Origin of the sequence: Candidatus Nanosynbacter sp. HMT-352 (assembly GCF_022819365.1) — a bacterium.
Lineage (GTDB): Bacteria > Patescibacteriota > Saccharimonadia > Saccharimonadales > Saccharimonadaceae > Nanosynbacter.
The window spans coordinates 656,940-672,320 of the sequence record NZ_CP089289.1 but is presented as its reverse complement, the minus strand read 5'-3'; the positions used below and the strand labels follow the sequence as shown (position 1 = coordinate 672,320).

At 44.2% G+C, this 15,381-nt stretch carries 14 protein-coding genes; 10 read left to right on the top strand and 4 right to left on the bottom strand.

What is annotated here, in order from left to right; translation table 11 throughout:
- Positions 1-24: 24 nt before the first annotated feature.
- Both argS and LRM49_RS03555 read left to right on the top strand, forming a co-directional pair.
- Complete coding sequence (gene argS, locus LRM49_RS03560) at positions 25-1,656, top strand: arginine--tRNA ligase (protein WP_243777818.1); 1,632 nt, start codon at positions 25-27, stop codon at positions 1,654-1,656.
- Positions 1,657-1,690: 34 nt separating this feature from the next.
- The gene (locus LRM49_RS03555; RefSeq protein WP_243777817.1) at positions 1,691-2,128 is read left to right on the top strand and encodes an MscL family protein; all 438 of its coding nucleotides are present in this window, start codon (positions 1,691-1,693) and stop codon (positions 2,126-2,128) included.
- Positions 2,129-2,132: 4 nt separating this feature from the next.
- Here the strand turns inward: LRM49_RS03555 and pyrH are convergent, their stop codons facing one another.
- Positions 2,133-2,837, bottom strand: coding sequence for a UMP kinase (gene pyrH / locus LRM49_RS03550; protein ID WP_243777816.1), 705 nt, complete (start codon positions 2,835-2,837; stop codon positions 2,133-2,135).
- A 194-nt stretch (positions 2,838-3,031) separates the two neighbouring features.
- On the opposite strand from pyrH, the gene LRM49_RS03545 reads away from it, so the two are divergent.
- Genes LRM49_RS03545 through LRM49_RS03535 form a run of 3 tightly spaced genes read left to right on the top strand, consistent with a single transcriptional unit; the run spans position 3,032 to position 6,475 of the window.
- Entirely contained in the window at positions 3,032-5,578 is a 2,547-nt protein-coding gene (locus LRM49_RS03545; protein ID WP_243777815.1) for a helicase-related protein, read from the top strand.
- A 19-nt stretch (positions 5,579-5,597) separates the two neighbouring features.
- Positions 5,598-6,140, top strand: a complete 543-nt coding sequence (orn, locus tag LRM49_RS03540) for an oligoribonuclease (RefSeq protein WP_243777814.1) — start codon at positions 5,598-5,600, stop codon at positions 6,138-6,140.
- The gene (locus LRM49_RS03535; protein ID WP_243777813.1) at positions 6,137-6,475 is read left to right on the top strand and encodes an MmcQ/YjbR family DNA-binding protein; all 339 of its coding nucleotides are present in this window, start codon (positions 6,137-6,139) and stop codon (positions 6,473-6,475) included. Before orn ends, LRM49_RS03535 begins: the two co-directional genes overlap by 4 nt.
- On the opposite strand, the gene LRM49_RS03530 is transcribed toward LRM49_RS03535, so the two are convergent.
- Positions 6,472-7,068, bottom strand: coding sequence for a hypothetical protein (locus LRM49_RS03530; protein WP_243777812.1), 597 nt, complete (start codon positions 7,066-7,068; stop codon positions 6,472-6,474). The two genes, LRM49_RS03535 and LRM49_RS03530, sit on opposite strands and share 4 nt — an antisense overlap.
- A 68-nt stretch (positions 7,069-7,136) precedes the next feature.
- On the opposite strand from LRM49_RS03530, the gene dnaG reads away from it, so the two are divergent.
- Both dnaG and rpoD read left to right on the top strand, forming a co-directional pair.
- Positions 7,137-8,870 (top strand): DNA primase, encoded by a 1,734-nt coding sequence (dnaG, locus tag LRM49_RS03525; protein WP_243777811.1) that lies wholly within the window; start codon positions 7,137-7,139, stop codon positions 8,868-8,870.
- 8 nt (positions 8,871-8,878) lie between these two features.
- Complete coding sequence (gene rpoD, locus LRM49_RS03520; protein WP_376787544.1) at positions 8,879-9,829, top strand: RNA polymerase sigma factor RpoD; 951 nt, start codon at positions 8,879-8,881, stop codon at positions 9,827-9,829.
- On the opposite strand, the gene LRM49_RS03515 is transcribed toward rpoD, so the two are convergent.
- Together LRM49_RS03515 and LRM49_RS03510 are read right to left on the bottom strand one after the other, a co-directional pair.
- Positions 9,830-10,423, bottom strand: coding sequence for an AAA family ATPase (locus LRM49_RS03515; protein ID WP_243777810.1), 594 nt, complete (start codon positions 10,421-10,423; stop codon positions 9,830-9,832).
- 133 nt (positions 10,424-10,556) lie between these two features.
- A complete protein-coding gene (locus LRM49_RS03510) occupies positions 10,557-11,186 on the bottom strand; it encodes a hypothetical protein (RefSeq protein WP_243777809.1) in 630 nt (209 codons plus the stop codon).
- A gap of 228 nt (positions 11,187-11,414) precedes the next feature.
- Between LRM49_RS03510 and LRM49_RS03505 the strand changes: the two genes are divergently transcribed.
- From LRM49_RS03505 to LRM49_RS03495, 3 genes are read left to right on the top strand one after another with little or no spacing between them, the layout of a single operon-like run.
- Complete coding sequence (locus tag LRM49_RS03505; RefSeq protein ID WP_243777808.1) at positions 11,415-12,158, top strand: hypothetical protein; 744 nt, start codon at positions 11,415-11,417, stop codon at positions 12,156-12,158.
- A 16-nt stretch (positions 12,159-12,174) separates the two neighbouring features.
- The gene (gene polA, locus LRM49_RS03500; RefSeq protein ID WP_243777807.1) at positions 12,175-14,712 is read left to right on the top strand and encodes a DNA polymerase I; all 2,538 of its coding nucleotides are present in this window, start codon (positions 12,175-12,177) and stop codon (positions 14,710-14,712) included.
- Between the two features lie 21 nt (positions 14,713-14,733).
- Positions 14,734-15,381, top strand: a complete 648-nt coding sequence (locus tag LRM49_RS03495) for a hypothetical protein (protein ID WP_129632112.1) — start codon at positions 14,734-14,736, stop codon at positions 15,379-15,381.

Sequence of the window (15,381 nt, the reverse complement as noted above, 5' to 3'; positions counted from 1 at the left end):
CACCTCTGTTGTATACTGGACAGTATGGAACAGATTATTTCTCAAGTAGTGAAGCAACTTTTTGATCAAGATATATCGGTACAATTGACGCGTCCTGATCCGAAGTTTGGTGACTTTGCTACAAATGTGGCGTTGCAATTGGCTAAGCCGCTAGGGAAGAATCCGCGTGAAATTGCGGAGATGATTGCTGAGAATCTGCGTAAGGAAGAGGAGTTTAGTGAAGTAAGCGTGGCTGGTCCAGGTTTTATCAATGTAAAACTGAGCGATCAATCCGTCCTAAATTCTTTGAAAAAAGAGCCAACGACGAAGCGCGCCGGTCAGACGGTTGTAATTGAAACCAATTGCCCGAATCCATTTAAGGCTATGCATATCGGACACGCTTTGAATGCGATTTTGGCGGACACGATGGCTAATTTGTTGGCGGTTGACGGCGCAATTGTGCATCGAGTGAGTTATCACGGTGATGTCGGAACGCATGTTGGTAAAAGTATGTGGGCGATTTTGCGTGAGATTGACGGCGATGTGAATAAATTGAACGAAATCCCAGCTGATAAGCGAAATGAATTTATGAGTCGCATGTACGTTGAAGGTGCGCGTGCGGCGAAAGAATCTCTAGAGGCAAAGGCAGAAATTGATGAACTAGCCAAGCAATCATTCGTTCTGGATGATCCGCTATATAAACAAGTTTACGAAATCTGTAAAAGTTGGAGTTTTGATGAGATTGATTCTAACGTAGGTCGACTTGGAAACGTGCCGATTGAGCGACGTTACGTTGAGAGCGAAACTGAAGAATTGGGAAAATCTTTAATTAAAGAAAAAACTCCAGAGGTGTTTACTAAATCTGACGGCGCGTATGTTTTTAAGGGCAGTAAATACGGTGCGTTCGACAACGTATTTATTGGATCTCACGGCAATGGTCTTTATGGGGCGCATGATATGGGATTGATTCAGTTGAAGTATAAGGACTACCCGAATTTGGACTTGTCGATTACGGTAAATGGCGAGGAGCAAGCAGCATACTTCCGTGGCGTGATTGCGGCTAGTGAATTGTCGATTCCAGCCTTGAAAGGAAAATTGTTCAATTACGCGACTGGCTTGGTTAAATTGACAACTGGAAAGATGAGTTCGCGAACAGGTGAAGTTGTTACAATCGGTTGGTTGTTTGACGAATTTAAAAAGGCAATTGAGAATGCTGGCGGCGAACCAACTGACGACGTGATTGCTGGCGCGCTCCGTTATCAATTCTTGAAGGTGAAGATCGGTGGCGACGTCATATTTGATATTAATGATGCGGTAAGTTTGACGGGAAATACGGGAAGCTACTTGCAATACGCCCATGCTCGAGCGCGGGGAATTTTAGCTAAATCCGATAAAGAAATTGCCTTTCCTACAGGGCTGTTTGACGAAGATAAAATGCTGGTCAGGAAATTAAGTGAGTATGTGGATGTAGTTGACCGCGCCAAAGAAAGTTTGGAGCCTCATCATGTCTGTACGTATTTGTTTGAATTGGCGCAAGAATTTAATCGATATTACGAGAAAAATCAGGTTATTGGTAGTGACAAAGAGGCGCATCGTGTAGGAATCGTGGCAATTTACGCCGATATTCTTAAAGCTGGACTGGCTATTTTGGGAATCGTGGCGCCAAATAAGATATAATATCCAATAATAAATAGTAAAAGGAGAATTTATTATGGCAAAACCTAGTGTCGACAAATCGACTAAAAAGTTAGTTTCTAAGAGTGCTAAGGCAGCCGCGAAAGTTGCCGCCATCAAAGAAAAGAAAATTGTAAGTGCAGCTATAAAAGACACTCATATGGCTGGATTTGTTAATTTTATTCGCGAACAGGGTGTTGTCGGTATGGCGGTTGGTTTGGCAATCGGTACCGCAGCTGGCGATACGGTTAAAAAGTTGGTGACGGCATTTGTTGACCCGTTAGTGCAGTTGATCGTTGGCTCTCAACAAGGATTGCAATCAGCTTCATTTACGGTTGAAATTGCTGGACGTAAAGGCGAGTTTTTATACGGCGCATTCGTTAGCTCGTTAATTACGTTGATAGCCGTTGCATTTGTTGTATATGCAATCATTCACTTCTTGAAACTCGATAAATTAGATAAGAAAAAGGATTAAAACCTTAACTAATAAGCGTGCCTACTGATTCTCCGCGGGTTGCGCGGAGAATATTTCCGTCTGTTAGCAGGTCGCAAATGATGACTGGAATATGCTCGTCCATAGCTAGTCCAATTGCTGCCTTGTCCATAACGGCAATGTTAGGATTTGTCAGGGCTTCTTGGTAAGATAAATGATCAATTTTTACAGCGTCAGGGAATTTCATAGGATCTTTGTCGTAAACTCCGTCGACCTTCGTTGTTTTAACCACGGCATCGCATTGCATTTCCAGTGCCAGATTTAACGCTGCAGTATCAGTAGTCAGAAATGGTCGGCCGGTGCCGCAAGCCACAATAACGATGCGATTTTTCTTAATATGGCTAATGGCACGTCGGAAAGTATAGTGGTCGATAAATTGATTGACTTCAACTGTGGACAATGCGCGAGTTGGCAGTCCCGCGTCATTTAATACGTCAGCTAGGGCAATTGCATTCATTAGCGTAGAAAGCATCCCGATATTATGAGCGGAAACAGGTTGAATTCCTTGACCGATGATTTGATTGCCGCGAACGTAATTGCCGCCGCCAACCATAATTACAATTTCAGCCCCGTCGTCCAGCGCTGGTCGAATTTGTTCAGCAATCCAGCGAGCGCGTTTTGGGTCAAAGCCGCTGGCGAATTCGCCTTGAAGTTGTTCACCGGAGAGTTTGAGGAGAATACGTTTGGTCATGACACCAGTGTATCATAGCGCGCTTGAAAATAACATAAATGCAAAAGGGAGGCGGCAGTGTAATACAAATTGCGATTTGCTATACAAATATTCGTTTTTTAAGTTAGACAAACTAGACAAGAAAAAGCTAAGACGCTTACGTTTGCTATTTTACTTTCTCCTATCTACAATGTGAGTATAGAGGAGAGAGTAGTGTGAAAGATGGAGTTCGGCGTCCGAGCTATTTACGTAGATCGCAAGAACCTGGCAGTAGTCATTTATTGAGTCGAAATATTGAAAGACCCAGTCAACCGTCGTATAGTTATGGTGAACCGCCCGAACAGAGGCGACAGCGTTTAAAAGAATTGCGGGAACGGTACAGTAAACTACCGGAAACTCCTTTTGCTGACTATGATCTTGGTGACAAAAAACTACCTGCATATAAGCACAAAGCAGAGATATTAGACACATTATCGGAAAGTAAAATATCCTGGCTGTGCGGACCGACGGGTAGTGGTAAAACGACACAAACCGCTCAGTATGCACTGGAGCGGTTTGATCGTGTCGTGGTGTTGATGCCGCGGCGGGTTATCGTCGATAATGTTACTGAATATGTCGAGAAGAGTTTGCGTGAACAGCTTGGCGAACAATATCCTAATCACTTGGTGGGCAAGATTCACGGACGTGCCACTGAAGCGACGCCGGACACTAGGCTCTGTTTCATGACTCCAGCAACGTTTACGAAAAAGCTGGAACAATTTTCTAGCGACTGGCAGGACGAGAAGACGCTTATCCTGGTTGATGAAATACATGAAGCCAATTTGGAGATGGAATTTGCTACCGCTCTGGCGGCAAAATCGATAGAGAATACCGGCAAATGGCATATGGCTTTTTCTAGTGCCACGCCTGATACAGAAGTTTCTCAGGCGATGTACGAAGATATTAATGGGTCAGAACTACCAGTCGTAACCATTAAGGGTCGGCCGCATGATATTGATATTGAAGAAGATAAGGTGAATACCGTATCCGAAGCTTACCTTGAATATGGTAAGGACTCGAAAAAATCACTAATCTTTGTTGAAGGCGTGAGGAGTATTGATGAGACCATTGCGTCAATCAAACGTCATACTCGCCATCAATCCGGGAAAATACGATTTTTCAAACTACATTCTGGCATATCAGAAGCTGCGCGCCGAGAGATTTTTACTGCCAAACCAGCAGAAGATGAGTCGTTTATCATCGTTTCGACCTCAGCTGGACAGTCTGGCATCACCATCCCTGAGGTTGATTTGGTGCTGTCAAATGGACTGACGAAGAGTAAGGAGATTGGTGAAGAAGGCGCAGAAGGGCTGCCTCCTCGATTATGTACCCAGGCAGAGCTGATGCAACAGGCGGGACGTGGTGGACGTGATATTGATGGAGCTAAATTCGTATTGGCTCGTCCGATATCTTACGATAAGATTTATTTGCCAGATGAGCTGAAAGGATTTTATGATATTGCGTCCCGTGAACAGCATATTCCACCGGAGATATATCACACGAATATTGTGCGCAACGTTTTGTCGGCTATCCATCTGAATGGTGATTTTGAGGATCTGAACCGATACCTGATGCATCCTGTTGCTAGTAAAAAAGTTATTCAAGAGTCGTACGATTTGCTGGAAACCCTGGAAGCAATTGATGGAGAGGGGCAGATCACAAAAATTGGTGAGTTTATGGATAGTTTACCATTGTCGCCAGAACTTTCTCGGTCATTAGCAGAAATGATTAGAACTGGAGGAAGTTTGCGGGAAGTACTGGCATTATCAGCAATTGCGGCTTCCGTTTCTGGCGGTGGCTTTGCCGCCTGGCATCAACCAAAGGAATTGTTCCAGGAATTTGTCAGCCCCGATACAACAGATGACTTTTTTGCCGAATACGATGCTTTTTTGAAAACCAGAGAGATTTATGACGGCTGTCGTACTGACAATGACGTCTACCTGACTAATGGTATTGATCCGAATAAGGCGGACAATATTCACTATCAATTTAGTAAAATATGTCGGCGTCTGTCGGTTAATCCAAACGACATCGACATGGGTGAACTAAACAGCGAGGAAAAACACAATATATCAGTGGCTTTGGTGCGCGGGTTTCAGGAATTATTGTATGCCAAAGCTGGTAGTCGGCGCATTGGACGAACAACAGTCAACCAATACACGAACATTCACACCGGCGAACGTGGTATTTCTGAGTATGAAATTAGTTCGCACAGCTTAGTGCGACGTATGGGCTCGGAGGCGTTGACGTTAGTGCTGGCTTTACCGTGGTGGTATGATGCGCATGATGGTCGTCGATACACACTCAACACAATTTTACCAGTAACCAAGAATCAAGTTGCTCAAGCCTTGAGTAGCAGCGCTGTGCCTGAATCCCTTGGTGATAGAGTTGCTCCTAATGGTGACTTGGTTCGTGTGACGCGGCCGAAAGTCGGCTCGCTGATACTCGGTCCAGAGCGGCAGCAAAAAATCCCCGCCATAACAGATGAGCAAATCGCGCTGATAGTGGACGCAATGAAAAACAAGGCTAATAAACAAGTAAGAGTATTGTTTGATTTACGACATCAGCGAGTTATCACCAAGGGTCAATTGCATCAGGTCCTAGACGGGTCTGCGGTAAATAGTCACAATGTCCATGAGGCGGAGGCTAAGGTTTGGGCTGAAGTGCAGAATGTGTTAACGAGCGAGCAGCAAGAAGCTTTTTATGGTCAGATAAACAGATAACGAGTGTATAATAGATAGTATGAGTAAGCCGAAAAAGATTTTATGGGTGGATTTGGAGATGACTGGACTAGATCCAGTACGTGATGAGATTTTGGAAGTGGCGGCAATTGCGACGGATTGGAATTTTAAGGAAATTGCGACGTACGAAGGAATTGTGCGCCACGATTCGGAAAAGTTGGCTAAGTTGTTAGATCGAAATGCTGGTTTTTGGAATGAGCATCCGGAAGCGCGACGCGGGCTGGAGGAGCAGAATGAATCGGGTAAACCTTTGGCAGAAATAGAACACGAATTGTTGGCATTTTGTGATGAATATTTTGCGGGCGAGACGAGGATTTTGTTAGCGGGCAATTCAATCCATCAGGATCGTCGATTTATTGACCAATGGTGGACAACGTTGTCAAAAAGACTACATTATCGTGTGTTGGACGTGAGTGCATGGAAGGTGGTGTTTGAAGGTAAATACGGTAAGAAATTCGCCAAGCCAGAAGATCATCGAGCGCTGGAAGACATCCGCGGCAGTATTATGGAACTTGAATATTATTTGAAAAAGGTGAAAGTATGACACATAAACAATTTGAAGAATTTATCCTAAGTTTGCCGGGCATATGGCTGGATTATCCATTTGGCGAGAATATTGCGGTGTATAAATTTGGTCGAGATAATGACGGTGCGGGGAAAATGGTGGCATTGGTGACGGAAGGCTCAAAGCCGCTTAGAGTAAGCTTAAAATGCGATCCGTTGTTGGCGCAGAATTTACGAGAAAAATACGAAACGGTTTTACCAGGCTATCACTTAAATAAGAAGCATTGGAATACAATTATTTGTTCAGGTCAATTGACTGACGAAGAGATCTTTGACTTGGCGAGGTTGAGCTATCGATTAGTCTCGGAAGCTTAATCTGCTTTAATAATTTGATTGATTTGTTTCTGAATATTCTCTAAATCGCCAGCAGTTTTTACTAGCCATTCGCGCATCTTTTTTGACTTGGTGGACTTGTATACCTTTTTCATCATGTTGATCGTATCTGTTATTTGCACGTTCATCTCATGGGCATAGGTAATATCCAATTGCGCATTTAGAAGGGCTTCGTCCAACTTTTTCTCTAATTTTTCTGACGGATCTAGAGCGAGGATGTCCTTCTGTTTCTCCTTATAATTGATGCCGGTTGCCTGAAGTGCTTCGCCCATTGAGGCGTCTGCGGTGGTTAGTACTGCAACCAGGGAACTATTGGTGGTCTGTAGACTGGTTGAGCGGAACTTATTATTGTATTTTTTGGAAATAGTGAGTAACTTATTAACACGTGATGCAACTTGTGACGGATTAGTATTTGGCATAGAATCTTGTGAAAAAACGAATATCGCAATTAGGGTTATCAGACCAATAAAGCTTAAAATAGCGATGATGATTTTGGTTTTTTTATCAAAACCTTCCGCTGGCGGAGGTGTGGCAATTTGATTCAGATAATCGATACCTTGAGGTTGGTTATTCAAATTGTCAGGATACATATTTCTATTTAACCACAAACAATAACAGAGGTAAAGAGTGATATAATAAAAATATGAATGATGCCAAAGAAGAAGTGCGGGCACGACTGAACATCGAGGATGTGATTGGTGAGTATGTCCAGTTGAAGCGAGCGGGGCGCAACTTGAAGGGTTTAAGTCCGTTTACCGACGAGCGAACCCCAAGCTTTATGGTCAGTCCAGAAAAGCAGATTTGGCACGATTTTTCTTCTGGAAAAGGTGGCGATATTTTTACGTTTGTGATGATGGTGGAAGGAATGGATTTTCGTCAATCACTGGAACATTTGGCTCGGAAGGCGGGCGTTGATCTGACTTTGTTTTCTAACGGCGATGGACGAACAGCCAAGCGTCGCGCCAGGGCTAGGGAAGCGCTGAAATTAGCCGCTAATTTTTATCAGCAGAATTTGGTGAAAAATTCGACAGCGTTAAATTATGTGGTTAAAAAACGGCGATTAAATCGTCAGACGATTGGTGATTTTTTGATTGGCTATGCGCCGGAGAATGGCGACACGTTGACGAAAGCATTGGAAAAAAGAGGATTTTCTAGGCAGGAATTGGCGGACGCTGGCTTGTCGAATCGGTTTGGTGGCGATTTGTTTCGCGGGCGAATGATGGTGGCTTTGAGTGATGGCAATGGCGAAGTTGTGGGATTTACGGGCAGAATTATTCGTGACGATCCGCGCGCGCCAAAATACTTGAACACGCCGCAAACGCTGTTATTCGATAAATCGCGACATATTTTTGGTTTGCATCAAGCCAAGGAAGCGATTCGAAAAAGCGATGTGGCAGTGATTGTTGAGGGCAATTTGGATGTAATTAGCAGTCATCAAGCGGGCGTCAAAAACGTGGTTGCGACCTCTGGAACGGCGATGACGACGCAGCATTTGAAGTCGCTTAGTCGATTGGCAGGGCGGATTCGCTTGGCGTTTGATGGCGATCGAGCGGGAGTTAACGCGACGGAGCGGGCAATCAACTTGGCGCAGGAAGTCGGCGTGGAGTTGGAAGTGGTGAGTTTGCCTGATGGCGTCAAAGATCCAGACGAATTGATCCAAAAAGATCCAGCGCTTTGGCAAGCAGCGATTGACCAATCTCAGCCAGCGGTGGATTGGGTGATTGCCAGATACGCGGAAATGGAGAATTTGAAGTCGGCAGAAGGCAAGCGGCGATTTTCGACTATTGCGCTGAGGATTGTCCGAGGCTTGAAAGACCCGGTGGAGCAAGAGCATTATTTGTCGGTGATTTCTGAAAAAACTGGCGCGTCAATTACCGCGCTGAAGGCAAAATTGTCGAATGAAAAAGTCACTGAGCATCAATTGAAAAAGGCGAAAATTGAGAAAGAAAAACCGACTCCGGTTCAGGATGAAACTGAGGATATGCTGGCGGGGTTGGCAGCGAGTGAAAAATCTGTGCGGCGTTGGTTGGTGGCGGTTTCTGGCGAAATGTTGGATGATGACAACGCGCGGCAACTGATTGGTTATTTGCGGAAGAACCCAGACGCGGATTTGGGCGAGGTTCCGCTGGACTTGCAAAAAATCGAACAGTATGTGAAAATAGTACAGTTGAAAAGTGAAAGTCGTTACGCCAATTGGGAGCAAAAAAGCTTAGACGAAGAGATGGCTCGGCTAGTCAGACAGATAACAATCAAACATCGCGAAAACAAAAAAAATCAATTATTAACGCAGCTTAGAGAGGCCGAGGCGTCGGGCGATGAGGCTTTGTCTCAGAATTTACGCCAGAGCTTAAATAATCTGATTAAGGAGAAAATGTGAGCGACGATATCACGACGAAGCCAGTAAACTTAAATGAAGATGATGATTTTGACCCAACGCTTATAGACGAAGAAGAATCGGAAGATTTGGATTCGTTGACAACTGGGCAATATTTGGACGACGTGTCGGACGACTCGGTCAGGTTGTACTTGCGTGAAATCGGTAAGATTCCACTACTTAGCGCTGAAGAGGAAATGGACTTGGCGCGACGAATTGTTGAAGGCGATAAAAAGGCTAAGGATAAGATGGCTGAGGCGAATATGCGTTTGGTGGTGTCGATTGCTAAGCGTTATTCTGGTCGTGGCTTGGACTTTTTGGATCTGATTCAAGAGGGAAATACTGGACTTTTGCGTGCGGTTGAGAAGTTTGATCCAGATAAGGGATTTAAGTTTTCGACTTATGCGACTTGGTGGATTCGCCAGGCAATTACGCGTGCGATTGCTGATCAAGCGCGAACGATTCGTATTCCAGTTCACATGGTGGAAACGATCAATAAATTGCTGCGTACTCAGCGACGAATGACACAGGAATTAAACCGTGAGCCGACAATTGAAGAATTGTCTAAAGAGCTGGACATGGAGCCAGAGAAAATTGAATATGTCATTAAGATTAAACAGGACATTTCTTCTTTGGATGCTGGTGTTGGACGTGACGGTGAAGATGACGATTCTGTGTTGCAAGATTTTATCGTTGACGAAGATACGGTTTCGCCAGAAGATTCCGCTTCAAATCAATTATTAAAAGAGCAAGTTCAGGAAATTCTATCAAGTTTGAGTGATCGCGAGCAGAAAATTGTTCGAATGCGTTTTGGTTTGGACAATGGAAAAAACCACACTTTGGAAGAAGTTGGTCAGGAGTTTGCGGTTACGCGTGAGCGAATCCGTCAGATTGAAGCTAAGGCACTAGCAAAACTTCGCAAGCACAAAGACGCGAAAAAACTTTACGAATATCTGGACTAATTAACACTGTTCGGGTGATTTACAAAAATGGGCGTCGTGAGTTGCGGCGTCTATTTTTTGGTGTAACTGCTCGAGGCTGCCGTCGTTAATGATGAAATAATCAGCAATAGCAATTGGTCCACCTTTTTCCAAATTCTCGATTTCTGACCAGTCGCGCTGATCAACTTCGTGTGGTTGCATTGGGCGCTCTATGCGCTTAGCCATTCGTTGATAACGGAGGTATTTTGGTGTAACGATGGCAATAACAACGACCTGGCCGGGGAATTCGTGTTTGAGGAATTTATATTCACTCCAAGTGTATAATCCGTCCAAAACGATTTTATTTTGCCCAGCGTTTATTAAATCGTGGATGTTTTTTATGACGCGTTTGATTACGAAATCTTTGCCCTCACGGCGACGAATTTCTTCGCGAAATTGTTGTTGATTGTCCCAAGTTTTTTCAATTTCAGCCTCATCCATGGCTTTATAAATAACGCCACCGAAGTAAATTTTTGGAAATCCTTTTTCTGTCAAATATTCGACAGCCGAACTTTTACCGCTACCGGCCAGACCGACAAGGGCGATAATTTTGCAGCTATGCTCGCTTGTACTCATGGGGATTATTGTAACAGCTCTTCAGCTGGGTGGCAAACAGGTGTGGCTGCCGGTTGGTTGTGTTGATTCCTGCGAGTAGTTTGTTCTGGAGCTCTTGACTTTGATATGAAACAGTCGGCCCCGGTTAGAATGGTTAATTTACCACGACGATCGCCAGCAGGGCATCCTGAGGGCTGAAGCCGGGCCGCAGTTTATAGCGGTCGCGCGTAGGTATCTTGTGCCGGGGATGGAGATACTCGATTTCTTCGTAACTCTCGCCGTTGAACACCTGCCAGATATCAACAGGAGCGAGCGGTAGCTCATCGCACTTGGGTTTGTAAGTATGAAACGCCTGTAGCAGGGCGAAAATTTCCTCGCCGCTATAGTTGTCGCATCGTCGAGCATGCATGTCATAGGTTGGGTTAGCAGATTGCACCGTGAAGCTATCGCCTCCTCTGGCGACTATTTCCTTGATGAGTTGCTGGCGATCGCTTACGCCAAAGTGTGCCGACTGGATACCGCGCAGCAGTATATTCCGACCCATAAAATGTTGGCGAATTGGTGCTTCAATTGTAGCGGCTATGGTATCAAGCGGGCGGGGTGGGTTGGCATCGTAGCGATATGGATTTTCGTACGTGACGCTATATTCTGGGCAATCAACGTTAATGATGAGCGGTGTCACTTCGCGGTTGCGCTCTGGTGTAGATTCGGTGTTATCGCCACCACCGTCAAGCCGTTCCGGATCATAACCCGGATCGTATTCAAATGTCTTGCCTTCAAACATACTTTTACCCCCCGTGATTTATCGGCCCGCACTGTCTTTTAGTAGCTCGCGCGATATCTTCATTATAGCATTATAATGTGGCCGGCTTGGGCTCTTTGCGATACTGGTCAGTAGCATAATATGCTATCAGGGCGGACAAGGTGGGTGGCGGGTATGGTTGTGTCATGTACTAATTTTAACAATTTGTTGACATTCTTCCAAATAGAGAGTATGTTTGTGATAAGTATTATGGAAACACTTCATGGACATACTGGAGAGTTACCTCAGGATCCACTTTCTGATTTTAGTATCTGGCGCCGTTTTATAGAATATCGTAAAAAAGTTCAATGGGGTAATATATTAGAGCAAGTTGAGGAGTTAGAATCAAATTTTGATCGTAATAAAGCATGGAAAAGATTTGTTAAAGAACCTGTTGTTGATCAGTTTGGTCAGGTATGGATGATTTGGGAGAATCCTACCACTTCGTCATCTAATCCGAAAGATCGATATCAGATATATAAGATGCCATACGATAAAGATAAGTTTGATTATGTTTTTATAGATGATCTTTCTATAGTTGATTTTGTGCCTACTTCTATTTCTATATTACGGGGATCGATTTATAAATTTTCTGTCGGATTTGATAATTTTGGTGAGGCAGAAATCTTGCATATAATAACGAGCGATAAGACAGATATAAAGAAGACAAGTGAATACTGTCACCTCTTCAATTACGAAAGGGAAAAGTGGGAGATTCATAGGCGTAGGATGGAACACGATAATGACTCCTACAGTTCTATGAAAGAACTTAGAGAAATCTATGAGAGATACGAGAAATGGCTGAAAAAACAGGGCAATGATTCTTTCAATGCTGAAAAAATATTTAGGGAGATTTATGATAATTATGGGGGAATACAACAAAAACTTGCCGAAGCGTCAATAATCAACTCTCTAACTCAACTCTCTAACGACAGTCTAACGACAGCCGCTTAAATGCTACAATAGAAGTATGAAGCGTCTAGTGGTTATTGATGGAAAGTCGGTGTTTTACCGAGGTTATTATGCTATGCCGGGATTGTCGATGGCTGACGGAACTCCGACTGGTGGTGTGTATGGATTTGTAAGTTTGGCAATTGAGCTGATTAAGAAATTAGAGCCGGATTATGTGGCGGTAGCTTGGGATAAACGAGGCACGAATATCCGCAAGCGGCGGGAATTGTATCCAGAATATAAAGCTGGTCGCAAGCCAGCGCCAGATGACTTTTATCAGCAAATTCCGATTTTACACGAACTACTTGATGCGTTTGGTTGGCCGCTTTATGAAATTGATGATTACGAGGCGGACGATATTATGGGCGCGTTTGCCAGGCAAGCGGAATCTCGCGGAATTGAAACGTGCTTGATAACGTCGGATTTGGACGCATTGCAATTGATATCACCGATGACCAAAGTTTACGCCATGAAAAATGGCTTAAGGAATATCGAGGAATTCACAGCAGAACACTTTGAAGAAAAATACGGAATTCGGACAGAACAATTCTTAGACCTGAAGGCTTTGAAGGGCGATTCAAGTGATAATTTGCCGGGAGTGCCGGGAATTGGTGAGAAAACGGCAGTGAAATTATTGCAAGAATATGAGACTCTGGACGGAGTTTATGAGCATCTGGACGAGCAAAAAGGCGCTTTGCGAACGAAGTTGGAAAATGGTCGCGAGTCGGCATATTTGACCAAGCAAGTGGCGGAAATTTGGACGGACGCGCCGATTGAACTGGACTGGGATGTGGCGGATGTTAACGATTGTGATTTTGCGCGAGTAACGGAAATTCTGCAGAAGTTAGAATTTAATTCGCTAATCGGACGATTGCCGCGAACGATGCAAGCGGCGGAAAATGAGAAAAAAGAAGAACCGAAGTTGGATATTCCACGAATTGAAAAATTGCCCGACATGTCGATGTTTGAGGCGGAAAATATAATATATATCGATTCGTCGGAGCCTGATGTAATTTATATAAGCTCGAATCCTGAGTCAGTGTGGACGGCAAAAATTGATGAAATTAGTCAATCTGTGTGGCAATTATTGGCGCAGGGAATTGTGATTGCGGCGGATGTTAAGCAGTTGTATCACGCGCTGGATAATCATGGCGTGGCGGTGCGTTTTCATGAGGTTTGGGATGTTGAGCAGGCGGCGTTTTTGATTGATCCACTGAAGCGCGATCGTAGTTTGAATGCGCTGTCTGGTGATTTTTCTGACGACAATTCCGCGCCTTATCAATTGGCTCGCTTGCATAAAATTTATCGTGAACAAAAAGTTTACATGTCGAACAATTCGCAAATTGCGCGTGTGGCTTACGAGTTTGATTTTCCGGTAATTTGGGCGCTATTCCAGATGGAAAAACGCGGGATGAAGTTGGATGATACTCTATTAAAACAGATGGGCGATGAGCTGGCGGCGGAAGTTGGTGAGCTTGAACAACAAATGTATTCCATGGCTGGATACGAGTTTAATGCGTCTAGTCCAGCGCAACTTTCTGAGGTTTTGTTTACCAAATTACAATTACCAACTGCGGGCATAAAAAAGGGAAAAACTGGATATTCAACAGGTCAAAAAGAGCTGGATAAATTATGCGGACAACATCCGATTATCGAGTTGATTGAGCGATATCGAGAATTGACAAAATTGATCAGCACATACATTGAGGCGTTACCAAAATTGATGGCGACTGATGGGCGAATTCACACCACGTTTAATCAGGATGTAACCAGCACAGGGCGGCTGAGTAGCACGAATCCGAATTTACAGAATATTCCGGTACGGACTGAATTGGGCAGGAAAATTCGTCAGGCGTTTGTTCCGAGTGATGGCAAAGTTTTTGTCGGTGCGGATTATTCACAATTTGAGCTAAGGCTGGCGGCTGTGTTGGCGGGTGACGAGAAATTGATTGAAGATTTTAATAGTGATGTTGATATTCACGCAAAAACGGCGGCGGAAACATACGGAATATCAATTGACGAAGTGAGCAAATCTCAGCGTCGAGCAGCAAAAGTGATCAATTTTGGTGTACTTTACGGAATGAGCCCGCACGGTTTGGCGGCGGCTACGGGAATGTCATTTACAGAGGCGAAAAAGTTTATTGATCATTATTTTGAGGTGCGAAAGCCAATTCGTCAGTACTTGGATAAAATTCTAACTCAAGCGCGGGAACGGGGGTTTGTTGAAACGTATTTTGGCAGGCGACGACCAACGCCTGATGTAAAATCGAGCAATTTTATGGTGCGATCTTCGGCGGAAAGGGCTGCGATGAATATGCCAATTCAAGGCACGGAAGCGGATTTGATGAAATTGGCAATGATTCGGCTGGAGGACAAATTGTCGGGCTTGGCTGACGCAATTCTACAAGTTCATGATTCGATTTTGGTGGAATGCAAACCTGAAGACGTCCAGAAAGTCAGCGAAATTATGAAAGCGGAAATGGAAGGCGTTTGTCCAGAATTGCCAATTAAATTGAAAGTAGATGTCGGTACGGGCGTAAATTGGGGTGAAGTGTAGAAAATATGGTATAATTACGCCATGAAATACACTCAACGACGAAATTCATTTTCTCGATTTGTACCAATTTTGCTGGTTATTGTTATCACGGTTGTGGCGGTAGCAGCGGTTATTGCGATTGGTCGAGCATTATTTGGCAAAAACGATTCAGGTCAAACAACAGATCAGAATGTTAACGTAGGGCAAGTTGCTTTGTTGTCGACGGACGTGGGAAGCGCGGTTCGATTGACAGTGCGTGGACCGATTGTAGCGAACGAGAATTTCCGCTCATATAGCATCACTATTTCGCCAGAATCTCGCGAAATGACAACGTACGAGGGATATTTGGATAAGCCGATTGCAGAGAAAAAATTGGACAATAATAGCAAGGCTTATACGGAGCTGGTTTATGCGCTTGATAAGCGAAAAATGATGGAAGGTACGCCGCTAACTGAGCAGCAAAACGATTTGCGGGGGATTTGTGCTAGCGGTAAAATTTACAAATTCGAAACTTTGAAGGATAATTCCGTTGTGAAGAGTTTGTGGACGTCGGATTGTAGCGGCTCTAAAGGTTCGGCGCAAGCTAATGTGAACGAGATTTTGGATATGTTTTTGAAGCAAATTCCTGACGGCAAGAAAATGGCGGCTGGAATTGGCCTAAGTCAAGAAGAAGCTTTGTTTAAGCTATAG